The sequence below is a fragment of the Streptomyces rubellomurinus genome (assembly GCF_000961885.1).
Classification (GTDB): Bacteria; Actinomycetota; Actinomycetes; order Streptomycetales; family Streptomycetaceae; genus Kitasatospora; species Kitasatospora rubellomurina.
This window is the reverse complement of the sequence record NZ_JZKH01000004.1, coordinates 14,495-37,150: the sequence shown is the minus strand read 5'-3', so window position 1 is coordinate 37,150 and position 22,656 is coordinate 14,495. Positions and strand designations below refer to the sequence as shown.

Here is a 22,656-nt window from a genome sequence, read left to right as displayed (position 1 = left end):
CAGGACCGCCGGGCGCCGGACGGCTACCGCCGCCCCGACCAGCGCGGCTCCACCTGCGCCCGGTCCGCCGCCCACGCGCGCTCCGCCCGGCGCTCCAGGGCCCTACGGAACACGCGCCCGGGACCGTCCGACCCGGATCCGCCGGCAGCGGGGGTGTCGCCTCGGGAGGCGCCGACCCCGGCGCCTGCCGATACTGGGGCCGGGGCCCCGAGGAGGGACCATGGAGTACGGGATCGGCGTACGGCTCCACCAGCCGTTCCGCCAGGCGGTCGACGCGGTCACCGCCGCGCTCAAGGAGCAGGGCTTCGGCGTCCTGACCACCATCGACGTCCGGGCGACCCTGCGCGAGAAAATCGGCGAGGAGATCGAGGACTACCTGATCCTCGGCGCCTGCAACCCCGCCCTCGCCCACCGCGCGCTACGGGCCGACCGCCGCATCGGGCTGCTGCTGCCCTGCAACGTGGTGGTCCGCACGGACGGCGACACCACGCTGGTCGAGGCCGTCGACCCGCAGACGCTCGTCGCGCTGGCCGGGCCGGACGGCGGGCTGGGCGAGGTCGCCGACGAGGCGGCCCGGCGCCTCGTCGCGGCGCTCGACGCGCTGCGGGACTGAGGAGCGCGCCATGACCGGACCGGTCGTCGTCGGTGTCGACGGCTCGCCCGAGAGCCTGACCGCCTCCGAGTGGGCCGCCCGCGAGGCGCAGCGCCGGGGGCTGAGCCTCGAACTCCTGCGGGCCTGGCCCTGGCCGAAGCGGGACGTGGTCGGCAGCGACCAGACGTACCGTCACGCCCTGGCGGAACTCGCCGACCGGGAGCGGGAGTTGCGGGCCCTGGCACCCGACGTCCCGGTCTCCTCGTCGACGGTGTCCGCCGATCCGGTCGAGGCGTTGGAGACCGCCGCGCAGAGCGCCGCCCTGCTGGTGCTCGGCTCGCGCGGGCTGGGCGCCGTCCTCGGTTCCCTGGTCGGCTCGGTGAGCCAGGAGGTGCTGCGCCGGGCCGGCTGCCCGGTGGTGCTCGTCCGGGCGGGCGAGGCCGGATCGGACGGCCCGGTGACGGTCGGCCTCGACCTGGCCCACCCGGCCGGGGACGTGCTCGCCTTCGCCTTCGAGGCCGCGGCGCTCCGCTCGGCGCCGCTGCGCGTCGTCCACGTCTGGGCGCCGCCGGCGGGCAGCGGGTACCTGTCGCCCAGCGCGGTCGACGGGCAGCAGGCCGAGCTCTCCGCCGTCGAACAGGACGGGCTCGCCCGGGCCCTGGCGCCGTGGCGCGCCCGCCACCCCGGGGTGGACGTGACGGCCGAGCCGGTCCGCGGCAAGGCCGCCGTCGAGCTCGTCGACGCGGCGGCGACGGCCCGGCTGCTCGTGGTCGGCCGCCGCACCCGCCACCTGCCGTTCCTCCACCACCACCTCGGCCCGGTGGCGCGCGCCGCGATCCACCACGCGCACTGCCCGGTCGCCGTCGTCCCGTACGGCTGAGCGCAGGGGCGTTACGTCCCGGCCTGCTGGTAGAGCGTCACCAGGAGGCCGTGCACGGGCTCGCCCTCGGCGTCCTCCTCCGTCTCGTCGACCAGCGCGGCCAGCGCCTCGGCGAGCCGGGCGGCCTTGGCCGGGCTGAGCCGGAGGTGGCGCAGGGTCAGGAGGTGGTCGACGGGCGAGCGGTCCAGCTCCTGGGCGACGGCGCCGAACAGCGCGGCCGTGCCCTCGGCCTGCGGTTCGTCGACGAGGAGTCGTTCGGCGGTCCGCCGGTAGTACTTCTCGGTGCCGCCGCGCACCCGCCGCGTTCCCGCGTCCTGGACCAGCCCCGCCTCGCACAGCACCCTGAGGTGGTGGGAGACGCTGCCCTTGTTGGCGCCCAGTTGCGCGGCGAGGCGGCTGATCGTCGACGGCCGGCTGCTGAGGGCGAACAGCAGGCGCTGGCGCATGGGGTGGGCGAGTGCGGTGTGCTGCCCGGGTGTGCTGATCCGCTGGACGCTCTCGTCCGGTTGGTGGCTCACCGGATCAAGCGTTAAGCACGTTTGACGCTTTGGCAAGTCGCTGGTCTACTCCCTCCCATGACTTCCACCACCTCACCAACTGCCGTGGACGCCACCGCCGTCGTCGAGTCGGTCGCCGAACTGGTCCGCGAGAACTACGTCTTCCCCGACGCCGCCCGCCAACTGGCCGAGCTGCTACGGCGCCGGAACGCCGAAGGCGCCTACCGGACCGGATCCGCCGAGGAGTTGGCCGAGGCGGTGACGGCCGACCTGCGGTCCGTCAACGGCGACCTGCACCTGGCCCTCCAGTTCCACGCCGAGCCGGTGCCGCCGGACCGGGGCTCGGCCGTACTCGCCGCGATGCGACGGGACTTCGACGCCTCCCTCGGCGGCGTGCCGCGGGTGGAACTCCTCGACGGCGGCGTCGCGGTCCTGGAGATCGGGCCCAAGATGTTCCCGCTGGACTGGGCGGCGCAGCCGCTCACCGCGGCGCTCTCGCTGGTGGCCCCCGCCCGCGCCCTCGTCCTGGACCTGCGGCGCAACACCGGCGGCGATCCGAACACGGTCGCCTTCGTCTGCGGCTACCTGCTCGACGGCCGCACCCACCTGATGACCATGCTCTCGCGGCAGGGAGCGGTGGCCGAGCAGTCCTGGACGCCCCCGTTCGTGCCGGGCGCCCGCTTCGGCGCCAGCAAGCCGCTCTACGTGCTGACCAGCGGGAAGACCTTCTCCGCGGGCGAGGAGCTGGCCTACGACCTGCAGCAGGTCGGGCGCGCCGAGGTCGTCGGGGAGGCCACCCGGGGCGGCGCGCACCCGCGGGACGGCTGGACGGTGCACCCGCACCTGGAGCTCAGCGTGCCCGTCGCCCGCGGGGTCAGCCCGGTCTCGGGCACCAACTGGGAGGGCACCGGCGTCCGGCCCGACGTGCCGTGCGACGCCGACGCGGCGCTCGACCGCGCGCTGTCCCTGGCCGTGGCGCGGCTGGCCTGAGCTGCCCGTCGTCCGGCGTCCGACCCGGACGCGCGCCGACGCGGACGGGCACCGGCACGACGGGCACCGGCACGACGGGCACCGGCCAGACGGGTACCGACCCGGACGAGTACCGGCGCGGCGCCGGGTGTCAGGGTCGGCGCCGCGCCGGGGCGGTCAGGACAGGACGGTCCACCTCTGCCCGGCCGCAGCCGGGTTGGCCGGGTTGGTCATCCCCGTGGAGCCGGCCGCGCTCCCGGCGACGTCCAGGGTCAGGCCGTTGCCGACGTTGGTCACGGTGAGCGCGCCGGCGCTGTTCTGCGTCACCTTCCACTTCTGCCAGGGGTTGTTGGGCGAGGGGTTGAGCAGGTAGGCGCTGCCGACGCCGGCGCCGGCGGCCAGCACGGTGTGCGCCTGGGCGGCGGTGTAGCAGTTGTCGGTGATCGTCACGGTGCCGTCCGCGTTGGGCGTGAACAGCCACTGCTGGGCGGCGTTGCCGCTCTGGTACGCGTTGATGTCGGAGTTGCCGCCGACCGCGGCGTAGCAGCCGCCCTGGACCTCCAGCGCCTGGCCCGCGGTGCCGCCGGCGCTGATCGCGTGGTACTTGCCGTCGCCGACGACGCTCGGCCGGGTGCCGCCGGTGCCACCGCCGCTGCCGATGCTGCCGCCGGCGATGCGGTACAGGGCGACGCCGTGTGCGGGGATCCAGTTGCCGCCGAGCGATCCGGTCGCGGTGCCGGTGGCGCCCGTCCACAGCTCCCGGTAGCCGTAGCTGGAGCCGGTCAGGCCGAGGTCGGCGAAGCCCGCGCTGATCATGGCCCAGTTGTTCGGGTCCTGGTTGATCAGGGCGACGGCCAGGTCACCGTTGGCGAGTTGGCGCTTGAGGACCACGGGGGCGGTCGGGGACGCGGGCGGGTTGCCGACCAGGGTGGCGGGCTTGGCGAGGCCGTCCTGGTCGATCGCGATCATGTCGGGGTTCTTGAGCAGCGACAGCGCGGAGGAGGTGATGCCCGTGGACCAGGTGTAGCCGTTCGCGGTGTGCTGCGAGTCGGCGGCGGTGCGCAGGTCGGCGCCGGAGATGAGCGGGGCGGCCATCATCGACAGCACGGACAGCTCGGTGCGCGACTCGTCGTCCGTGAAGGGCTTGTGGCCCTTGTCCGTGTCGGTGACGCCCCAGACGCCGTAGGTGTCCTGCCAGCCGGCGAACATCATGTCCAGGTCGTTCCAGCTGCCCGGGTGGACGTTGCCCGGGTACTTCAGGGCGGTCTGCAACTGGCCGTTGTAGAGCACGCCGTCCAGTTCGCTGTCCCGGTCGCCGCCGATCCGGCACATGTTGGCGACCTGACCGCACCACACGCCGGTGGGCGAGTAGCCGGGTGCCTGGTGCGGCGGGGTGCCGGCGGCCGTGATCAGCGGATCGGTGCGGGCCGGGTCGTTGGCGGCCAGCAGGTACGGGATGCCGGTGTGCGCGGGCTGTGCGGACAGGCTGAGCGTGACCTTGGGCTTGCCCGCGGCGCCGGTCGCCGCGTCGAGGGCGCGCTGGAAGGTCTGGGTCCGGGCGTAGATGGACTGGGTGAGTTCCTTGCCCTCGCCCTGCGGGTAGTAGGCGTAGCCGTCCGGGCCGGTGATGGTCGGGCCGTACGGGCAGTCGTCGTACTTGACGAAGTCGACGCCCCAGGAGACGAAGTCGGCGGCGTCGGTGCTCTCGTGGCCGAGGCTGCCGGGGTGACCCTGGCAGGTGGTGTAGGTGTCGGTGGCGTAGAGGCCGAGTTTCATGCCCTTGCTGTGCGCGTACCAGGCCAGGTACTGGATGCCGTTGACGGTCCTGCCGTTGACGACCTGGGCGGGGAACTGGCCCGGCTCGGGCACGAGGTGGCCGCTGGTGGGGTCGTTGCCGCTGCCGTCGGTGCCGCTGACCGGGTTGCCGTTGCCGTCGTAGAGCTGCATGGCGTTGTCGGCCGTCTTGGCGAAGTCCGTGCTCTGGCCGTCGCGGTGGCGCATCGACCAGCCGTCGTCGATGGTGACGGTGTTGTAGCCGGCCTGGACCAGGCCGTTGGCCGACATGAAGTCGATGGTCTGCTTGACCTGGCTCTCGGTCACGTACGCGCCGATGCTGTTCCAGGAGTTCCAGCCCATGGGCGGGGTCAGGGCGGTGCCGTTGCCGAGGGCGGCGGCCGGAGTGGCGCCGGTGAGCACCGTGGCACCGAGGCCGGACGCGGCCAGGGCCAGGGCGGCCACCATGCCGGCGACGCGGTGGGGGGTTCTGCGCATGTGGGGGCTTCCCGAATGGGTGAGTGCGCCGCGCCCCCGGGCCGCCCGAGGGCGGAGCCGGGTCGCGGCGCGAGTGAGGGAGGAGTGCCATACGATATTGCACACATCACAAACCGACAAGGCTCAACACAAACACTCACCTTGAGTGGCCGACAGGTGTTCGTTCGTGATGTCTCCTGCTGGTGGCGAGCCCCGGGCCGAGGTGGGTCGCACCCCCGGCAGCGGCTACCGGCCGCGGCGGTTGTCCTCCCAGTCGTCGAACCAGCGGAGCCAGATGGGCGTGCCCACGCCGCGGTGCCACCGGTCGCCGGCGGCCTTCTCCAACTCCGGTGTGGTCAGCGGCTCCTCGTGTTCCAGCCAGTCGAGGTACCACTCCCCGAAGCCGGCCGGCCGGCCCGCATCCGTCAGCAGCGGGTTGAGCCGCTCGCAGGTGGACCGCCCGTCGAACCACATGCTGCCGCGGTCCGGACCGCTGACGATGAGCAGGGTGCTGAAACAGTGCCCGTGGCCCGCCAGGAACACACCGCCGGTGACCCGGTCCCGCTCGGCGGCCTCCACGGCCTCGCTCCGGACGTCCCGGGCCGCCGCGAACTCGGCCGGGTCGGTGTAGTCCTCCTCCCGTACGAACGTCTCCCACACCTCGTCACTCGCCGCCAGCGCCGCGTCGTGATCGGGGAACGGCACGTGCAGCCGCTCCAGTTGGGTGTCCGCGTCCCCCACCCAGTGCCAGCCGTCCGGGCCCCGCCGCAGTTCCCTGGGCCACCGCCCGCCCGCGCTGACCCGGAGCAGGAACTCCCGGTAGTCCGCCGGAAAGGTGATCCCGAACTGCCGCTCCGCCTCCGCCACCTGGCTCTCGGCCAGCGGCGCGGCCAGTTCGGCCCACGCCGCATTCCATGGCCGCTCCTCACGCAGCGCGCGTACCCGCTCCCGGACGCCGTCCCAGTCGATGCTCCGCATGACCGGCCAGGATACGACCCCGCCACGGCCCGGCCGGCCGGCTACCGACCGGGTCGGCTGTCCGCCTCGGCGACGACGCGTATCTCGTGGACGGCGTTCCGGTCCCCGGTGAGCGGCTGGACGCGTCCGGCGGAGTCGGTGGCCCGGCAGCGGATGCGGTGCGGACCCGGGGTGAGGTCGTGGCGGAGGCGGAAGCGCTGCCAGGTCGGGTCCGGGCCGCGCCGGTCCAGCTCGGCGAGCTGCCAGTCGGCGTCGTCCACGGCGACCTCGACGGCCGTCACTTCGGTGGAACTCCAGGCGTAGCCCGCCAGTTCGCGGCTCCCGGCCGGGACGGTGCTCCCGTCGCCCGGGGTGAGCAGCTTGCTGCAGACGTCCTTCTCGCGGACCGGCCGGGCCTCGTGCTCGCCGGGCAGGACGCGGGTGTAGAGGCGGGTGGTGAAGAGGTGGTCGGGGCGGTCGGCGGCCAGCACGATCCGGCTCAGCCACTTGACCGAGTTGGTGCCGAACATCCGGGGCGCCACCGCCCGCAGCGGGTAGCCGTGGTCGGGACGCAGCGGTTCGCCGTTCATGGTGTGCGCGAGGAAGACCTCGGTGCCCGCCTGGTCGAGCGGCAGGTCCTTGAGGAAGCTCACGTCGCGCTCGTCCCCGAAGTCGCCGGAGTCGGCGCCCTCCAGCCAGACGTGCCGGGCCTCCGGGCGGGGCCCGGCGAGCTCCAGTACGGCGGCGAGCGGGACGCCGACCCACTCCAGGTTGGTGACGGCGCGGGTCGGCACCGTGGGGTGCAGCGGGTTGCCGAAGCACTCGTGGACGGCGGTGAAGCGGGTCTGCGGCAGGCCCTGGATGGTCGGGAAGTCCAGCCGCAGCGGCCGCTCCACCAGGCCCTCCACGCTGAGCGACCAGGTGGCGGGGTCGAGCCGCGGGTGCGGTCCGACGTGGTTGCGGATGAAGACGTCGTCGACCGGGGTGAGGAAAAGGTCGGGTGTGTCCGGATCGGTCCTGATCATTGGTCATTCCCCCGTGCTGATCTTGCTGTTGCTTGGGGTAGACAGTACAAGGAGGGACTGACATCGCTGCCGGCGAGGTCGGGACCGGCCCCAGGGGGACGCCTGGTCAGCTGGCCCGCACCCGGGCCCGGAACCGGCCGCCGATCGACACGGCCACCGCCGCGCCGGCCAGCCCGGCCCCCAGGGCGCCCCACCAGAGGGCGGCCGGGCCCAGCAGTGCGTAGACCGTCGAGCCGAGCAGCAGGGCCGCGAAGCGGGCCAGCCCGCGGGCCCAGCCCGCGACGCCCTGGTAGCGGCCGGCGGCCCCGTCCGGGGCGAGATCGGCCACCATCGAGCTGTACAGCCCGCTCACCGCGACCTCGCCCAGGCTCCACACCACCACGGTCAGCACGAAGCCCCAGGTGCCGCCGGCCACGCCGGTCAGCGCCACCCCGGCGGCGGCCAGCGCCGACCCGGCCGCCCACAGCCGGGTCCGGTCGAACCGGGTGAGGACCAGGTTGGCGATCGGCTGCAGCGCCACCACCAGCACCGCGTTGACGGCCGCGGCCAGCCCGAAGACGGTCGGCGGCAGGCCGTGGTCGCGGATCGCCAGCGGCAGGGTGACCTCGGTGAGCGCGTACACCGCCTCGCCGGTGAGCACCGGCACCATCAGGAGCAGCAGCAGCCGGTCGCGCAGCACCACGCCGTAACCGCCGCCGTCCCGCGGCGAGTCGGCCCGCGCGGCGCCGGTGGTGCGGGGCAGGCGGACGGCCACCAGCGCGCCGTACGCCAGGCAGGTCGCCATGTCGAGCGCGAACAGCAGCCCGTAACCGTGCTCGGCCAGGAACCCGCCGAGCGCCCCGGCCAGCGCCGCACCGACGTTGATCGACCAGTGCAGCAGCCCGAACGCGACCCGGCGCCGCTCGCCCTGCGCCGCGCCGGCCATCACCGAGGAGGCGCCGGGCATGTGCAGGGTGCCGCCGACGCCCAGGGCCAGCGTGGCCAGCGCCAGGGTGACCGGGTCGGGCGCGACGAAGAGCAGGGCCTGGCTGCCCGCGGTGGCGAGCATCCCGGTCACCATCGCGAGCCGGGCGCCGAACCGGTCGGTGAGCAGCCCGCCCAGCACCGGGCCGAGCAGGCCGCCGACGCCCAGCGCGCCGAGCACGAACGGGACCTGGCCGGTGGCGATGTGCCGGGAGCCCAGGTAGAAGACCAGGAACGGCACCACCATGTTGCCGAGCCGGTTCAGCATGGTGCCGCCGATCACCACCCAGAACGGGCCGCCGAACCCGGCGAACCGGCTGCGCAGGCCGTCGCGCAGGCCGCTGAACAAGCCGCCGGCCGGACTGCTGGGCGGCGCCGGGACCGGGCCGGCGGCGGGAGCGGGGGCAGTGCTGACGGAGCTGGTGGTGGAGGTCATGGCGGAGGTCATGGCGGGAATCCTGCGGCCACCGCTACGGTGGCTCCATTCATTCAGGCTCAGCCGAATCCACGGCCGCTGAATCCACTGGCCACCACGGGGGGAATCGTGCTGGAACTCGCCTTCTCGACCCGGGACGTGGCCGGGACCAGGCTCGCCTACTCCCCGCTGTGGGAGGTGGTGACGAGCCATCGGCTGCTCGCCCGGGGCGCCGTCGGGCCGCTGCACCGCCGCTGGGCCGAGCGGGCCAGGCCCGAGCTGGCCGCCGTCGGGCTGGGCACCGGCCTGCTCGCCGACCTGATCACGCCGAGCGGCTACCTGCCCGACTTCCTCAACCCGCCGCCCGGTCCCGTCCCGCCGAGCGCCAGTGCCGAGTCGGCGCTGACGGGCGAGCTCGCGGTGCTGGCCCGGACCGCCCCCGAGCGGATCCGCGCCGACCTGGAGCAGTTGGTCGACTGGACGCCCGAGGTGGCCGCGTTCCACCGGGACCCGGCGGCGGTGCTGCCGCGGTTGGTCGACGAACTGCGCGGCTACTGGGCGGTGGCGCTCGCCCCGCACTGGTCCCGGATCCGGGCGGTGCTGGAGAGCGACGTGCTGCACCAGTCCCGCCGGTTCGCCGCCGAGGGCTCGGCGGCCGTGCTGCGCGAACTGCACCCGAGCGTGGAGTGGTGCACCGACCGGCTCACGCTGCCGCTGGCCGACTGCGGCACCTCCGGCAGCCTGGCCGGGCGGGGCCTGCTGCTGATTCCGTCCGCCTTCGTCGGCCCCGGACGCACCATGATGGTGAACCGGCCCGACCAGGTGGTGCAGCTCTGCTACCCCAGCCGGGGCATCGGCGTCCTCTGGGAGCAGCCGGCCGCGCGGGTGCCGGAGGCGGTCGCCGCCGTCCTCGGCCGCTCCCGCGCCCTGCTGCTGGCCGAACTGGCCGCCCCGGCCTCCACCACCGAGCTCTCCCACCGCACCGGCATGTCGGCCGGCGGGGTCTCCCAGCACCTGACGGCCCTGCGCGCGGCCGGTATCGTCGCCTCCCACCGTTCCGGCCGCTCCGTCCTGTACCAGCGCACCGACCTCGCCGACGCCCTCCTGGCCGCGGCGGGCTGAGCCACGTCGCAGGGCCAGGAGGCGAGTTGTCCCTCCTGGCGAAGATCTGATCTTCTGTCGGGGACACGTGCTGCTCGCCCGACCCGACGGAGGGGTTCCATGCGTTTGATCTCAAGTGGCCGCCACCATGCCACGTTCGAGTTCGGCGACCTGCGGGTGGTCTCGTTGCGGGACGGGTACCTCGACATGCCGCCGGCCCGGCTGCGCGACGAGGACGGCCGCACGCTCGACGTGCTGCCGTCCTCCGTCCCGCTGGCCGACGGCAACCTGCGGCTGTCGGTCAACGCCTTCTTCGTCACCGACGGCACGCGGTCGGTCCTCATCGACACCGGCGCGTCCGACGTCTGGCACGAGCCGACCATGGGGCTGCTCCACGACGCGCTCGACGAAGCGGGCGTCGACCGCGCGGGGATCACCGACGTGGCCATCACCCACCGGCACGCGGACCACGTGAACGGCCTGATCGCGCCGGACGGTTCGGAGGCGTTCGGCAGGCTCGAACGCGTGTGGATCGGCGCGGGCGACGCCGCGGTGTTCGCGGAGGGCCGGCTCGCACCGATCCGTGACCGGGTCGTGCCCGTGTCGGAGCGGGTCGCGGTCAACGACTGGACCACCGCGGTCCCGACGCCGGGCCACACTCCCGGGCACACCGTCTACGAGGTCAGGAGCGGCGCCGGCCGCCTGCTCGTCTGGGGCGACACCGTGCACGTCCCCACGCTCCAGTTCGACCGGCCGAACGTGGCCTGGGAGTACGACGGCGACCAGCCCCGGGCCCGCACCGCCCGCGCGGCCCTCCTCGAGCAACTGACCCGCCCGCACCACTTCGTGGCCGGCGCCCACCTCGACTCGCCCGGCATCGCCCGCGTCACCCGCTCCGGCGACAGGGACGGCGACCGGGACGGCAGCACGGACCGGGGCGGCTACGCCCTGGAATACCTCGCACCACCGATCGGCTGAGCGAGGGCGGAATATTCGGGTGCCCCGGGGCGCCGACCGCGTTATCCTCGGCGTCATGAACGTCACCGGCCCGATCACCGCCACCGCGCGAGCGACCAGCTCGCCGGTTGCCGCCGTCTGACGTACCCCTCTCCCCACGGCGACCGGAAACGGTCCGCCGGTGGTGGCTTCGAGGCGTTCCCCGCCTCGCTTCCGATGATCGCGTGGACTCGTTGTCCGGTGCGCCCTCCCGCCCCCGCGAAGGAGCCACCCCGTGAACACCGACCAGCTCGTCCGCACCTTCATCGAGTACTACGAGGACCGCGGCCACCACCGGATCACCGGCTCGACCCTGCTGCCGCCGCCCGGCGACCCGGTGCTGTTCACCACCTCCGGCATGCACCCCCTCACGCCCCACCTGGAGGGGCGTCCGCACCCGCTCGGCCGCCGCCTGGTCAACGTCCAGCGCTGCCTGCGCACCACGGACCTCGACGAGGTCGGCGACCGCACCCACCTCACCGTCTTCGAGATGCTGGGCACCTGGTCCCTCGGCGACTACGAGGGCCCGCAGAGCCTCGACTGGGGCTACGGTCTGCTCACCGAGGGGTTCGGCGTCGATCCGGGCCTGCTGCACGTCACCGTCTTCGGCGGCGACGACCAGGTCGGCCCGGACACCGATTCCCTGGAGCTGTGGGAGCGCCACGGCGTCCCCGTCGAGCTCACCGTCGAGGACAACTGGTGGTCCAACGGGCCGACCGGCCCGTGCGGCCCCGACTCGGAGATCTTCCTGTGGACCGGCGACACCCCGCCGCAGTCGACCCCCACCCGGGACGACCGCTGGGTCGAGGTGTGGAACCACGTGATGATGCGCCACCGGCGCCTCGACGACGGCACCCTCGTGCCGCTCCCCCAGCGCAACGTCGACACGGGCCTCGGCCTGGAGCGCCTCTCCGCCCTGCTGCAGGGCCGCCCGTCCGTCTTCGACTGCGACACCTTCGACCCCTGGCGCCGCCTCGTCCCGACCCTGTGGCAGCTGGACGAACCGTCACTGCGGCTGGTCTGCGACCACCTGCGCTCGGCCGTCGTCGTGATCGGCGACGGCGTCCGCCCCTCCAACACCGGCCGCGGCTACGTCCTGCGCCGCCTGCTGCGCCGGGTGCTCACCGTCCTGCGCCGGGACGACCAGCAGCACGGACTCGGCGAGCTGCCGGGCGAGTTGGTCCGGCACACGCTGGACCACTTCCGCCAGGACGTGCACCCCGAGTCGGTCCACCGGGTGCTGCTCGACGAGGAACGACGGTTCGACCGCCTGCTGGTCCGCGGCCGCCAGGTGCTCTCCCGCCCCCGCTTCCGCGGCCCGCTCAGCGAGGACGACCTCCACTACCTCCACGACACCCACGGCCTGCCCCGCGATCTCGTCCTCGACCTGGTCCCCGACCTGGTCCCCGACCCGCGGATGCGGTAACGGCCGTCCCGGGCCCGCCCGTTGTCCCGGGACGGGCCCGGGGGCGAGCCCGGGACAACGGGCGCCACCGGCCACCGGCCGACTCCCGGCCGACCGTCAGCCGGCGGCGGCCGCGGCGACGGTCACGGCCGTGACGGCCGCGACGGCGACGCGCATGTTCCGGACCGTCTGGCCGACCGACTCGCCCGCCCAGTCGCCCGCGGCGATCTCCGCGAACCGCAGCTCGACCCGCGCACGCGGGAGGTCGGAGAAGGCCAGGCCGTGCAGCCGGGCCGCGTGCAGGAGGGCGATCAGGGTCGCGGTGCGGGCGTCGGGCGCCTGGTGGTGCCGGATCACGGCCGCGAGCCGCGCGCGCAGTTCACGCTCGACGGAGCCGTCCGCCTCCGGATAGCGCCGGACCGGGAACAGACCGAGGAGCCGGTGGCGCTCCTCCACGACCAGGCCGCGCTCGCACAGCCGCCGCACGGTGGCCCGGACCGCCGTGAGGTGGTCCTTGGCCAGCCAGTCCGCCGCCTTCGCCTTGCCGGGCGCCTTGTTCGCCGCCCACTCGGATATCCGCTCCAGGCGCTCGTCGAGCAGCGGATCACCGGTCGGCGTACGGTCGGTGACGCTGAGCCGGCCTTCGTCGAGCGCGACCCGCCCGGCCAGCGCGAGATCGGCGAGGAAGCCTCCCGCCACCGCCCATCCGGCGCTCGAACCGTCCTTCGCCACACCGGACTCGTCGTCCAGCGAGAGCAGCATCAGCTCCTCGGCGAGGGTGACGTGCATGTGCCCTTCCTTTCCCTGTACGGACCGGCCACGCCGCAACGCGCCTACCGGCCGCCGCACCCACGTGTCCTCAGCCAGCAACGCCCGCCCGGTCGGGCCGGTTCCCCGGCCCCTCACCGCGCGACGCCCGGGCGAGGATTGACGCGGCCGTGTCCTGAGTAGATGATCACGCCGGGCCCAGGGCGGCAACCTTCCAGGTGCCGACCCACGAACCGAGAGGAGCCCCTCCATGTCCGCATCCGGACACCCCGTCACCGCAGCGGTCCCCGCAGCCGCCCCCGCATCCACGCCCGGATCCATCCCGGTCCCGAACCGCTCGACCGTGGCCGTGCTCGGCCCCGGCGGCGTCGGCGGCCTGCTCGCCGCGCTGCTCTCCCGCGCCGGACACCGCGTCATCTGCCTCGCCCGGGAGGAGACCGCCGACGCGCTGCGCCGGGACGGAATCCGCGTCAGCAGCAGGCAGTTCGGCGACTTCACCGCGCCGGTCGAGGCGGACACCGTGCTGCGCGAGCCCGTCGACCTGTGCCTGGTGACGGTCAAGAACACCGCGCTGGACGAGGCCCTCGACCGCGTCCCGCCGCAGTGGCTCGCCAACGGCGTGCTGCTGCCGCTGCTGAACGGCGTCGAGCACGCGGACACCCTGCGGGCGGCCTACGGCGACGAGCGCGTCGTCCCGGCCGTCGTCCGCGTCGAGTCCGCCCGCACCGCGCCGGGCGTCATCAGGCACGGCAGCCCGTTCGTCGAGGTCGATCTGGCCGGCCGGCCGGACCGGCTCGCCCCGCTCGCCGAACTGCTCACCGGCGCCGGCGTGACCACCCACGTCCTCCCCGACGAGCACCGGGTCCTGTGGGCCAAGCTGGCCTTCCTCGCCCCCTTCGCCCTGCTCACCACCCGCCATCGCCAGCCCATCGGCGCGATCCGCTCCGAGCGGCGGGACGAGCTGACGGCCCTGGTCGAGGAGACCGTCGCGGTCAGCCGGGCCTGCGGCGGGCAGACGGTCGTCGCCGAAGTCCTGCAGCGCTACGACGCGTTCCCGGCGGACAGCAAGTCCTCCATGCAGCGCGACGCGGAGGCGGGCCTCGCACTGGAACTCGACGCCATCGGCGGGGCCGTGCTGCGCGCCGCCGAACGGCACGGCATCGGCGTGCCGCTCACCACGCGGCTGGTGGCCGAACTCGCCGCCGGCGCCGGCCTTCCCCACCGGGCCGGCTGACCGGACCGCCGGCGCCAGGGAGCCCCGTCCGCACCCGTGGGGACGGGGCTCCGCTCAGCGGGGCTCCACTCAACAGGGCTCCGCTCAACGGCGGGCGGGCGTCACCGCTTCATGTAGACGCTGTCCATGAACTCGATGATCTGCTGGTCCGTCACCTGGTGGCCGTCGCGGTGGCCCATCGCCAGGTCGGCCTCGCTGATCATGCCGACCAGCCGGTCGCCGTCGATCACCGGGATGCGCCGGATCTGGTGCTGCTCCATCTTCTTGAGCACGGTGTCCATGCTGTCCTCGGCCCGCACGCAGTGCAGGTGCCCGGCCAGCTCCATGGCGGTCATGGTGGCCGGGTCCTTCCCCTCGGCGAGACAGCGCACCACGATGTCGCGGTCGGTGATGATGCCGTGGAGCTTCTGGTCGTCGCCGCAGATCGGCAGCGCGCCCACCTTCTTGTCGCGCATCATCTTCGCGGCCTCGTCCAGCGTCTGGTGGGCGCCGATGCACTGGGCGCCGGTGTGCATGATGTCTCGGGCAGTGGTCACGGGGACTCCTTCGTCGGTGTTCCCCCCTGCCGGTCCGCCCCAGCGGTCCACAGCGCCGCTCGCAGGGTGACCGTGCCCTCACCGTAGGCGACCCCGGGGCCGCCCGCGACCGGGCGCGGGCACAGCGCCCGGACGGTTCAACGGGGCCCACGCCCGATGTCGCGGGCGAGTTCGAGCGCGAGCACCTGGTCCAGGCGCAGGCAGGTCTCGAAACGGGTCCCGGCCGCCAGGTCCGACCGCTCGTCCAGCGCCTGCAGGGCGCGCACCGCGACCCGGGCGTCCAGGTTCTCGTCCAGCCCGTCGAAGCCCGCCTGGACCATGTCCGCGTCCAGCGGCCCGGACGGCGCACCGGCGAGGTCGGCCACGAGCGCCCGCCAGCGGGCGATCCTCTCCCCGGCATCGGCCAGCGCGGCCGCGGTGATCCGGACCGGATCGGTGACGGCGTGCTCCAGGAGGACCAAGCGCAGCGCGAAGGGATCGCGTGCGGACCCCGGGGAACCGCTCGCCGGGCCCCCGTCCGAAGCCTCCTCGACGACCGATCCGACGACCGATCCGGCGACCGGCCCGGCGACCGGTCCGCTGACCGGCCCGGTGACCAGGAGCGCCGGCGCCACGGCGTCGGAGCCGGGCTGCGGACGGCCGGCGATGACCAGGTCCGCCGTCCCCGCGTCTCCGTGCGCGCTCAGCCGTCCGGGCGGGTGGATGCCCATCTCCTCCGCCGCCTTCAGCAGGGCCCCGGCCTGCTCCTGCGCACCGTCCGGTACGGCGAGCCCGGTGAACACCTGCAGTCCCTGCGTCTCGCAGGTGCGGGCCAGCACGTCACCGGCCAACAGGGCCCGCAGGTCCCCGAGGTCGAACCGGCCATCCCGCTCCCCCACCACGACGGTCACCCGCAGGAGCCCGACCCGGCGGGGCCGGAGCTCGGCGCGCTCCCCGGTCCGGGCGTCGACGATGCGCAACGGCGTCTCCCTTCGACTCGGCAGCCGGCGGCGCCGCTCGGACCGGACACCCGGGGGCCGGACCGAAGGCGCGGTGCCCTCCCGGCTGGGCTGGACGCAACGCATCACCCTAACGTGGCACGGGCCTTGATGCCCGGTACGGACCGACCGGCCCGGCGTGCCGCGGCCCCCTCGCGCGGGCTGCCGGACGACGGTCGGATGGCAGTGGCCTGTGAGCGAGGTGTGAGTGGCCTCCGGGACCGTGGGGGGCGGGGCGTGACCGGCCGTGGCCGTGCGGTCCCGCCCGCGTCCGATCACTCCGAGCTCCGGGAGCCGTCATGCCCTCCGCCCCCCGTGTCCCGCGCTGGGACGCCCACCGCCTGCCCGATGCCCGTGGCAGGAACTTCCTGGTCACCGGCGGCAACGCGGGCATCGGGTACTTCGTCGCCGAGCAGCTCGCCGCCACCGGGGCGACGGTCGTCATCGGCTGCCGCGACCGGGCGCGGGCCGAGGCCGCGATCGGCTCCGTACGCTCCCGGATACCGGGCGCCACGGTGCGGCACGTGCCCCTGGACCTGGCCGATCGCGCCTCACTCAAGGCGTCCGTGGACGCGCTCGGGCTGGACCGCCTCGACGCGGTCGTCCACAACGCCGGGGTGTTGCTCGACGACCCGCCGCGCCGCGAGACCAGGGACGGCCTGGAGCTCATGTTCGCGACCAACCACCTGGGCCACTTCGCCCTGACCCACCACCTGGCCCCGCTGCTCGCGGCCACCCCGGGGAGCAGGATCGTCACCACCGGCAGCTTCGCCGCCAAGTCCGAACGCCTGGACCTCGACGACCTCCAGAGCACGCGCGACTACCGGCCCAAGCGCACCTACGCGCGCTCCAAGCTGGCCCAGATGCTCTTCGCCGTCGAGCTCGACCGCCGGCTCCGCGCCTGCGGCAGCACGACCCTGAGCGTGCTCGTCCACCCCGGCGGCGCCCTCGACTCCCTCACCCCCTCGCGCCCACCGGTGCACGTGCGCACCACCGGCGAACGGCTGCGAAACCTGCCGCTCGGCCTCGTCGTCCAGGGCAAGGACACCGTCGCGTGGCCCGCCGTCCGGGCGGTGCTCGACCCGGCCGTGCGCGGCGGCCTCATGCTGAGCCCCCGGGCGTTCGGCCTGCGCGGCACGCCCGAGGCCGAACCCCTCTGGAAGCAGCTGACCGACACCCGGACCGCCGAGCGCCTCTGGGCGGCCTCCTGCGACCTCACCGGCACCGACCCGGTCTTCCCGGCACCGGCGACCGGCGAACGGCCGGTGGCGCCGGAGGCGAGCCGGGTCAGGCCGTCCGGCGGGCACGTTCGGTGATGTTGCGGGCCATTGCGCCGAACACCACCGTGTGGAAGGGCGCCACGGCCCACCAGTAGGCGTGGCCGGCCAGGCCGTGCGGGTGGAAGAGCGCCCGCTGCCGGTAGCGGGTGCCGTGGTCGCCGTCCGGCGTGACGGACAGTTCGAGCCAGGCCAGGCCGGGCAGCCGCATCTCGGCGCGGAGCCGGAGCAGCCGGCCCGGCCGGATCTCCTCGACCCGCCAGAAGTCGAGGGAGTCGCCGACCCGCAGCCGGGCGGGGTCGCGGCGGCCCCTGCGCAGGCCGACGCCGCCGAGCAGGCGGTCGAGCCGGCCGCGCAGGGCCCAGGCCAGGGGGAACGAGTACCACCCGTTGTCGCCGCCGATGCCCTCGATCACCTGCCAGACGGCGGCCGGTGAGGCCGTCACGGTCCGTTCGCGGAGGTCCTGGTAGAGGCTGCCGCCGGCCCAGTCGGGGTCGGTGGGCAGCGGGTCGCTCGGGGCGCCGGGCACCGAGGCGCCGGACCAGCGGGTGGCGACGTCGGCGTCCTTGATCCGCCGCAGGGCCAGCACCACGGCCTGGTCGAACCCGGTCGGCCCCTCCGGCGGGTCGGGCACCCACCGGGCGAGGTCGTGTTCGCCGCGGACGACCTCGTGGCGCAGGGACTCGACCAGCGGACGGGCGATGGAGCCGGGCACCGGGGTCACCAGGCCGACCCAGTGGCCGGACAGCCGGGGGGTGAGGACCGGCACGGGGACGATGAGGCGCCGCCGCAGCCCGGCCAGCCGCGCGTAGCGGTGCATCATCTGCGCGTAGGTCAGGACGTCGGGCCCGCCGAGGTCGAAGGTGCGGTTCACGTCCGGCGGCAGACCGGCGGCGCCGGCCAGCTGGCGCAGGACGTCCCGGACGGCGATCGGCTGGATCCGGGTGGAGACCCAGCGCGGCGTGACCATCACGGGCAGGCGTTCGGTGAGGTACCGGAGCATCTCGAACGAGGCGCTGCCGGAGCCGATGATCACGGCCGCCCGCAGTTCGGCCGTGGGGACGCCGCTGTCGCGCAGGATCCGGCCGACCTCGGCACGGGAGCGCAGATGGGGCGAGAGGTCCGCCTCGGGCACCCCGGCCGGGATGAGGCCGCCGAGGTAGACGATCCGGGTGACGCCCGCGGCGGCCGCGGCGGCCCCGAAGGCCCGGGCGGCTGCGCGGTCGGTGGCTTCGAAGGCCGGTCCGGTGCCCAGCGAGTGCACCAGGTAGTAGGCGACGTCGATGCCGTCGAAGGCCCCGGCGAGGGTCTCGGGGCGGCTCACGTCACCGGTGGCGACGTCGACCTGCGCGCGCCACGGCTGGTCCCGCAGCCGCTCGGGATCGCGCACCAGGCAGCGGACGGGGTGTCCCCGGGCGATCAGCTCCGGCACCAGACGGCCGCCGATGTAGCCGCTCGCGCCGGTCACCAGGCAACGCGACGGTGCGGGTCGCGGTGTGTCCATGTCCACTCCTCGTCCGGAGGTCCGGAGGACGGGCTCCGTCAGGGCCGGCCGCGCCGGAACCGCGCGGTCAGCTCCTCGGGCGCGACGATCGGGGGCGGGTAGTCGCCGTCCAGGAGCCAGGGCCGGTGGACGGCGGGGCCGGGCAGGTGGGCGAGCTCGGGCACCCAGCGGCGCACGTAGTCGCCGGCGGGGTCGTAACGGTCGGCCTGGCGCAGCGGGTTGAGGACGCGGTTGGGGCGGGTGTCGGTGCCGGTGCCGGCGACCCACTGCCAGTTGAGCTGGTTGTTGGCCACGTCGCCGTCGACGAGCAGGGCGAGGAAGTGCGCGGCGCCGATCCGCCAGTCCAGGTAGAGCGTCTTGGCGAGGAAGCTCGCCGTCAGCAGCCGGGCGCGGTTGTGCATCCAGCCCTCGTGGGCGAGTTGGCGCATGCCGGCGTCGATGATCGGGTAGCCGGTGCGGCCCCGGCGCCAGGCCTCGGCCTCCTCCTCGTCGTGGTGCCAGTGGTCGTCCTTGGTGCGGTAGTCGTACCGCGCGGCGTCGGGGCGGGCGGCGAGGACCTGGTGGTGGAAGTCGCGCCAGGCGAGTTGCCGGACGAAGGCCTCCGCCCCGGCGCCGTCGTGGCGGAGCGCGTGCGCGGCGAGCTCGGTGGGCGACAGGCAGCCGAAGTGCAGGTACGGGGAGAGCCGGGAGGTGGCGTCGGCGGCGAGGTCGTCGTGCGCGTCCGCGTAGCCGTCCGGGTCCCAGGCCCGCCAGCGCCGCCGGGCCACCGTCTCGCCGCCGCGCGGCACGCCCGGCGAGGACGGGCCCTCGGCCGCGAAGGTGTCGCTGCCGACGCCGTCCGGGGTGGCGAGCGTGCGGGGCGCGGCCAGGACCGTCCGGCGGGGTGCCTGCTGCCAGGCGCGGTGGTACGGGGTGAAGACGGCGTAGTGGTCACGGCCGGCCGGGGTGATCCGCCCGGCCGGGACGACGGTGAGCGAGGCGTCGTGGACGTGCAGCCGCTCGCCGAACACGGCCCGCAGCCGTGCCTCCCGGCGGTGCGCGAAGGCGCTGACGCCCGCGGCGACGTGCACCGATCCTGCGCCCGTCTCGGCGGCCAGCCGGGCCGTCTGCTCGGCGGGTTCACCGCGCCGTACGGTCAGCCGCGAGCCGATCCGGCGCAGCGAGGCGTCCAGGTCCTCCAGGCAATCGGCCAGGAACGCCTGCCGGTTGGGGGCGGCGAAGCCCGCGGCCTCGACGGCGGGGTCGAGGACGAACAGCGGCACGACCTGGTCGGCCGCGGTGCGCGCGGCGTGCAGGACGGGGTTGTCGTGCAGGCGCAGGTCCTGGGTGAACAGGGCGATGGAGACGGTCACGGGAGGGCCCTTCCAGGCGGTGCGGTGCGGATTGCCCCCGGTCTTCGGACCCGACTCCGATGCGGATTGGCATGACGTCGCGTCGACGGGATCCCGGGCGGGGAAGGACCTCTCCGGCACGGCGGCGGAGACGACGACGGACGCGGGCGAGCCGGCATCAGCCCGTGACCGCCTGTTCGAGGAGGTCGACGGCGTCCGCGAGCGTGCGGGGGCCGGCGGTGCCGGCCGAGGGCCTGCCGCGGGCCCAGCCGGGACCGGCGGCGACGACCAGTGCGGCGGCGCGGGAGCCGCGCGGTCCCCAGGTGCTGGCGCCGACCCTGCGCGCCAGTTCGCGGTCGGCGCTGCGCCGGTCCTGGGACCAGATCATCACGGCTCCCGGGCCGATCCGGTGGACGGCGTCGAGCAGCGCCCGGGGCGGGACGGCCGCGCCCAGCATGCGGAAGGGGAGTCCGCGTTCGGTCAGCGCCGCGGCCGTGGCTTCGAGCGGGAGGGTGTGCAGTTCGGTGGGTGCCGCGGCCAGCAGCACGGGCGGTGCGGGCCGGGTGGCGGCCGTTCCCACGGCCGCGCCCCGCAGGGCGCTGGAGACGTGCCAGGACAGCAGGTGCTCGACCTCGACGTACTGCTCGCCGTCCGCCGCCCACTTGCGGCCCGCGGCCCGCAGCGCGGGCATCATGACCTCCGTCCACGCGTCGACCACCCCGAGGGTGTCGACCGCCTCGTCCAGGATCCTGGCGACCTCCGGCGCGTCCAGGCGCACCGCCGCCCGGGCCAGGCCGCGGCATTCCGGCCGCACCGTCCCGACCCGCAGGGAGCGGCTCCCGCCCGGGCCGGGGCCGGGCCGGGCGCCGTCCCGGGCGTCCGCCTTCGACCGGCGCGGCGCGGGGCGCCGGGTCTCGTCGTCCTCGGCGGCGGCGCGCTCGGCCAGGACCGCGCGGGCCGCCTCGCCCGGCGGGACCCCGCGGGCGGTCAGGCGGCACATGGCCTCCAGGACGGCGATGTCCTGCGGGCTCCAGCGGCGGTGGTGCCCGGCCTGTCGGTGGGCGGGGCCGATGCCGTAACGGCGTTCCCAGGAGCGGACCGTGGTCGGGGACACGCCGAGTCGCTGCGCCACACCGCCGGTCGGCAGACCCGCCTCCGCCGAGGGGGCGGCGGCGCGCTCGGTGTGCTGCCCGGCGTGTCCGGCGGACGAGGTCACCATCTCGCGATCCTCTGCTGGTCGGCCGTCACGGTGTCCTTCCACGGCTCGGACGTGCGGGCAATCCTCCTGGGGTTGCGCTCCGGATCCGGTCCGCGCCGCCCCGGGCGGACGTCGTCGGGCGTGATCACGGCCCGCAGCCGGATGAGTCCGTCGCGGATCCGGGTCTTGACGGTGCCCAGCGGCACACCGACCCGGTGGGCGATCTCCCGCTGCGTGTAGCCACCGTAGTAGGCCAGCACCACGGCCTCGCGCTGCGCCGCGCTCAGGCGGGTGAGCGCGGACCGGACCCGCTGCCGGTCGAGCGAGCGGACCGCCTGCTCCTCCGGCGGATCGCTCGGCAGCAGCTCCCGCAGCCCGGCCCGCCGGTCGCGCTCGGCGGACGCCCGCGCCGACCGCACGCGGTCCACCGCCCGGTGGTGCGCGATGGTCAGCACCCAGGTCAGCACCGACCCGCGCTCGGGCCGGTAGGCGGTGGCCGTCCGCCACACCTCCAGCAGGACCTCCTGCGCGACCTCCTCGGCGTGCGCCGGGCTGTGCAGCGTCCGCAGCGCGACGCCGTACACCGGCCCGGCCACCGCGCGGTACACCGCCTCGAACGCGGCCTGGTCGCCGCGGGCCGCCCGCCGCACCAGGCGGGGCAGCTCCTCGGCCACCGGCACGGGGCCGCCGGCGGAGCCCGTACCGCGCCCGTTCCTCGTTCGCGAAGTCACGCCTCCACCGTGCAGCGATTCACGGCCGGCAGCCCAGTCGAAGCGTTTGTGCAGCGTTTGGGGTCGTCCCACCTCGGCCCGCCTCGGCCCGCCGCCGCATGCGGCGGCGCGAACGGGGCAAGCGCTCCTGTTCACGGTCCACCCCGACCGGCCGGACGGAGCAGCCATGAACGGCCCCGAAGCGTTTCCGAGCGAACTGTGCGCCGAGCACCGGGCGATGGAGACCGTCCTGCGCAGGCTGGCCGGCATCCGTGCCGACAGCGGCCCCGGACCGGACGACGACCTCCGGTTGCTGCACGCCCTCAGGGAGCTCCTCGACCGGCACCACACCGTCGAGGAGGAGTACGTGCACCCGCTGGTGCGCCGCTACCTCCCGGCCGGGGGCGCGCTCGCCGACGCCGCCGTCCACACCCACACGACGATCCGTCTGCTGACCGACCGCGCCCTGGACCGGCGCCTGCCGCCCGGCGAGCGCCACCACGCCATCGACACCCTGCTCCTGGTGCTCCGCGCGCACCTGCGCGGCGAGGAGGACCGGCTGTTCCCCGCCCTGCGCCTGCGCGCCCCCGCCGAGGAACTGCGGCGCTGCTCGCGGCGCGTGCGCGAAGCCCCGCCGAGGAATCCGCCTCGGCCCGTGTGGGGGCTGCCGCCCGGCACCGGCGCCATCGCCGCGGTCCGGGACCACCTCACCGGACACGACTCCGGCGAGAACGGCCGGTCGCCCTGACGGCGGGCGGCGGCACGGGTGCCCGGCGGCGGGCCGCCGTCAGGTCAGCGCGAAGATCATGGCGACCAGCATGACCGACACGGCCAGCGCCACCGCCACGATCACGACCGCGGGCCAGATGCCCCAGGCCGTGCGCAGTTCCTCGGGTTCGGGGTGGGAGATGCCCGAGATGCCGCCCTCGGCCGGCGGGGTGTCCCCGCCGGGCAGGGTGCCGCGTTCGTCGAGCGCCGGAGTGTGTTCGGGGTCGGGGTCGGGAGTGGCCATGATGAGTCCCGGGGTGGGGCGGGTTCGGATGCCGGGCGGCTGCCCCGGACGGGCGGTCG

At 74.9% G+C, this 22,656-nt stretch carries 21 protein-coding genes and 1 pseudogene; 9 read left to right on the top strand and 13 right to left on the bottom strand.

Annotated features, from left to right (window positions below; all coding sequences use genetic code 11):
• Positions 1-220 precede the first annotated feature (220 nt).
• Together VM95_RS03325 and VM95_RS03320 are read left to right on the top strand one after the other, a co-directional pair.
• Entirely contained in the window at positions 221-613 is a 393-nt protein-coding gene (locus VM95_RS03325; RefSeq protein WP_045692473.1) for a DUF302 domain-containing protein, read from the top strand.
• A gap of 10 nt (positions 614-623) precedes the next feature.
• Positions 624-1,472: a universal stress protein gene (locus VM95_RS03320; RefSeq protein ID WP_045692472.1), complete on the top strand. Its 849-nt coding sequence runs from the start codon at positions 624-626 to the stop codon at positions 1,470-1,472.
• Between the two features lie 11 nt (positions 1,473-1,483).
• Here the strand turns inward: VM95_RS03320 and VM95_RS03315 are convergent, their stop codons facing one another.
• A complete protein-coding gene (locus VM95_RS03315; protein WP_244178602.1) occupies positions 1,484-1,990 on the bottom strand; it encodes an ArsR/SmtB family transcription factor in 507 nt (168 codons plus the stop codon).
• 57 nt (positions 1,991-2,047) lie between these two features.
• On the opposite strand from VM95_RS03315, the gene VM95_RS03310 reads away from it, so the two are divergent.
• A complete protein-coding gene (locus tag VM95_RS03310) occupies positions 2,048-2,959 on the top strand; it encodes a S41 family peptidase (protein ID WP_045692471.1) in 912 nt (303 codons plus the stop codon).
• A 156-nt stretch (positions 2,960-3,115) separates the two neighbouring features.
• Here the strand turns inward: VM95_RS03310 and VM95_RS42250 are convergent, their stop codons facing one another.
• The 4 genes from VM95_RS42250 to VM95_RS03290 form a co-directional block, all read right to left on the bottom strand.
• A complete protein-coding gene (locus tag VM95_RS42250) occupies positions 3,116-5,209 on the bottom strand; it encodes an alpha-galactosidase (RefSeq protein WP_045692470.1) in 2,094 nt (697 codons plus the stop codon).
• Between the two features lie 225 nt (positions 5,210-5,434).
• The gene (locus VM95_RS41190; RefSeq protein ID WP_052707113.1) at positions 5,435-6,166 is read right to left on the bottom strand and encodes an SMI1/KNR4 family protein; all 732 of its coding nucleotides are present in this window, start codon (positions 6,164-6,166) and stop codon (positions 5,435-5,437) included.
• Positions 6,167-6,207: 41 nt separating this feature from the next.
• Positions 6,208-7,170, bottom strand: coding sequence for a molybdopterin-dependent oxidoreductase (locus VM95_RS03295; protein WP_045692469.1), 963 nt, complete (start codon positions 7,168-7,170; stop codon positions 6,208-6,210).
• Positions 7,171-7,276: 106 nt separating this feature from the next.
• Positions 7,277-8,581, bottom strand: a complete 1,305-nt coding sequence (locus VM95_RS03290; RefSeq protein WP_244178601.1) for an MFS transporter — start codon at positions 8,579-8,581, stop codon at positions 7,277-7,279.
• A gap of 96 nt (positions 8,582-8,677) precedes the next feature.
• Between VM95_RS03290 and VM95_RS03285 the strand changes: the two genes are divergently transcribed.
• From VM95_RS03285 to VM95_RS03275, 3 genes are all read left to right on the top strand, one after another.
• Positions 8,678-9,670, top strand: a complete 993-nt coding sequence (locus VM95_RS03285) for an ArsR/SmtB family transcription factor (RefSeq protein WP_341845983.1) — start codon at positions 8,678-8,680, stop codon at positions 9,668-9,670.
• 99 nt (positions 9,671-9,769) lie between these two features.
• Complete coding sequence (locus VM95_RS03280; protein WP_045692468.1) at positions 9,770-10,627, top strand: MBL fold metallo-hydrolase; 858 nt, start codon at positions 9,770-9,772, stop codon at positions 10,625-10,627.
• A 253-nt stretch (positions 10,628-10,880) separates the two neighbouring features.
• Positions 10,881-12,071: an alanine--tRNA ligase-related protein gene (locus tag VM95_RS03275; protein WP_045692467.1), complete on the top strand. Its 1,191-nt coding sequence runs from the start codon at positions 10,881-10,883 to the stop codon at positions 12,069-12,071.
• Between the two features lie 96 nt (positions 12,072-12,167).
• Here the strand turns inward: VM95_RS03275 and VM95_RS03270 are convergent, their stop codons facing one another.
• On the bottom strand, positions 12,168-12,839 hold the full coding sequence (locus tag VM95_RS03270; protein WP_045692466.1) for a GOLPH3/VPS74 family protein: 672 nt from the start codon (positions 12,837-12,839) through the stop codon (positions 12,168-12,170).
• Between the two features lie 229 nt (positions 12,840-13,068).
• On the opposite strand from VM95_RS03270, the gene VM95_RS03265 reads away from it, so the two are divergent.
• Complete coding sequence (locus tag VM95_RS03265; RefSeq protein ID WP_078859562.1) at positions 13,069-14,052, top strand: ketopantoate reductase family protein; 984 nt, start codon at positions 13,069-13,071, stop codon at positions 14,050-14,052.
• A 101-nt stretch (positions 14,053-14,153) separates the two neighbouring features.
• Here the strand turns inward: VM95_RS03265 and VM95_RS03260 are convergent, their stop codons facing one another.
• Together VM95_RS03260 and VM95_RS45060 are read right to left on the bottom strand one after the other, a co-directional pair.
• Complete coding sequence (locus VM95_RS03260) at positions 14,154-14,588, bottom strand: CBS domain-containing protein (protein WP_078859561.1); 435 nt, start codon at positions 14,586-14,588, stop codon at positions 14,154-14,156.
• Between the two features lie 137 nt (positions 14,589-14,725).
• On the bottom strand, positions 14,726-15,547 hold the full coding sequence (locus tag VM95_RS45060) for a hypothetical protein (RefSeq protein ID WP_045692464.1): 822 nt from the start codon (positions 15,545-15,547) through the stop codon (positions 14,726-14,728).
• A 317-nt stretch (positions 15,548-15,864) separates the two neighbouring features.
• Between VM95_RS45060 and VM95_RS03250 the strand changes: the two genes are divergently transcribed.
• Positions 15,865-16,881, top strand: a complete 1,017-nt coding sequence (locus tag VM95_RS03250; protein ID WP_078859560.1) for an SDR family NAD(P)-dependent oxidoreductase — start codon at positions 15,865-15,867, stop codon at positions 16,879-16,881.
• Here VM95_RS03250 and VM95_RS03245 read toward each other — a convergent pair.
• From VM95_RS03245 to VM95_RS03230, 4 genes and pseudogenes are all read right to left on the bottom strand, one after another.
• Complete coding sequence (locus tag VM95_RS03245) at positions 16,853-18,346, bottom strand: SDR family oxidoreductase (protein ID WP_045692463.1); 1,494 nt, start codon at positions 18,344-18,346, stop codon at positions 16,853-16,855. The two genes, VM95_RS03250 and VM95_RS03245, sit on opposite strands and share 29 nt — an antisense overlap.
• A gap of 38 nt (positions 18,347-18,384) precedes the next feature.
• Entirely contained in the window at positions 18,385-19,698 is a 1,314-nt protein-coding gene (locus VM95_RS03240) for a cryptochrome/photolyase family protein (protein WP_045692462.1), read from the bottom strand.
• Between the two features lie 157 nt (positions 19,699-19,855).
• The gene (locus VM95_RS03235; RefSeq protein WP_045692461.1) at positions 19,856-20,896 is read right to left on the bottom strand and encodes a MerR family transcriptional regulator; all 1,041 of its coding nucleotides are present in this window, start codon (positions 20,894-20,896) and stop codon (positions 19,856-19,858) included.
• A 131-nt stretch (positions 20,897-21,027) separates the two neighbouring features.
• Positions 21,028-21,606 (bottom strand): annotated as a pseudogene (locus VM95_RS03230) (sigma-70 family RNA polymerase sigma factor); the annotation flags it as partial.
• A 166-nt stretch (positions 21,607-21,772) separates the two neighbouring features.
• Between VM95_RS03230 and VM95_RS03225 the strand changes: the two are divergent.
• Positions 21,773-22,333 carry a hemerythrin domain-containing protein gene (locus VM95_RS03225; RefSeq protein WP_045692460.1) on the top strand — a complete coding sequence of 187 codons (561 nt, stop codon included), beginning with the start codon at positions 21,773-21,775 and terminating at the stop codon, positions 22,331-22,333.
• Positions 22,334-22,372: 39 nt separating this feature from the next.
• Here VM95_RS03225 and VM95_RS03220 read toward each other — a convergent pair whose 3' ends face one another.
• Complete coding sequence (locus VM95_RS03220; protein ID WP_045692459.1) at positions 22,373-22,597, bottom strand: DUF6480 family protein; 225 nt, start codon at positions 22,595-22,597, stop codon at positions 22,373-22,375.
• Between the last annotated feature and the right edge of the window lie 59 nt (positions 22,598-22,656).

Bases quoted from the DNA above. Each gene is read 5' to 3' on its own strand.
- VM95_RS03325 (WP_045692473.1), top strand. From the start codon at position 221: ATGGAGTACGGGATCGGCGTACGGCTCCACCAGCCGTTCCGCCAGGCG.
- VM95_RS03320 (WP_045692472.1), top strand. From the start codon at position 624: ATGACCGGACCGGTCGTCGTCGGTGTCGACGGCTCGCCCGAGAGCCTG.
- VM95_RS03310 (WP_045692471.1), top strand. From the start codon at position 2,048: ATGACTTCCACCACCTCACCAACTGCCGTGGACGCCACCGCCGTCGTC.
- VM95_RS42250 (WP_045692470.1), bottom strand. From the start codon at position 5,209: ATGCGCAGAACCCCCCACCGCGTCGCCGGCATGGTGGCCGCCCTGGCC.
- VM95_RS41190 (WP_052707113.1), bottom strand. From the start codon at position 6,166: ATGCGGAGCATCGACTGGGACGGCGTCCGGGAGCGGGTACGCGCGCTG.
- VM95_RS03295 (WP_045692469.1), bottom strand. From the start codon at position 7,170: ATGATCAGGACCGATCCGGACACACCCGACCTTTTCCTCACCCCGGTC.
- VM95_RS03290 (WP_244178601.1), bottom strand. From the start codon at position 8,581: ATGACCTCCGCCATGACCTCCACCACCAGCTCCGTCAGCACTGCCCCC.
- VM95_RS03280 (WP_045692468.1), top strand. From the start codon at position 9,770: ATGCGTTTGATCTCAAGTGGCCGCCACCATGCCACGTTCGAGTTCGGC.
- VM95_RS03270 (WP_045692466.1), bottom strand. From the start codon at position 12,839: ATGCACGTCACCCTCGCCGAGGAGCTGATGCTGCTCTCGCTGGACGAC.
- VM95_RS03265 (WP_078859562.1), top strand. From the start codon at position 13,069: ATGTCCGCATCCGGACACCCCGTCACCGCAGCGGTCCCCGCAGCCGCC.
- VM95_RS03250 (WP_078859560.1), top strand. From the start codon at position 15,865: ATGCCCTCCGCCCCCCGTGTCCCGCGCTGGGACGCCCACCGCCTGCCC.
- VM95_RS03245 (WP_045692463.1), bottom strand. From the start codon at position 18,346: ATGGACACACCGCGACCCGCACCGTCGCGTTGCCTGGTGACCGGCGCG.
- VM95_RS03235 (WP_045692461.1), bottom strand. From the start codon at position 20,896: ATGGTGACCTCGTCCGCCGGACACGCCGGGCAGCACACCGAGCGCGCC.
- VM95_RS03225 (WP_045692460.1), top strand. From the start codon at position 21,773: ATGAACGGCCCCGAAGCGTTTCCGAGCGAACTGTGCGCCGAGCACCGG.
- VM95_RS03220 (WP_045692459.1), bottom strand. From the start codon at position 22,597: ATGGCCACTCCCGACCCCGACCCCGAACACACTCCGGCGCTCGACGAA.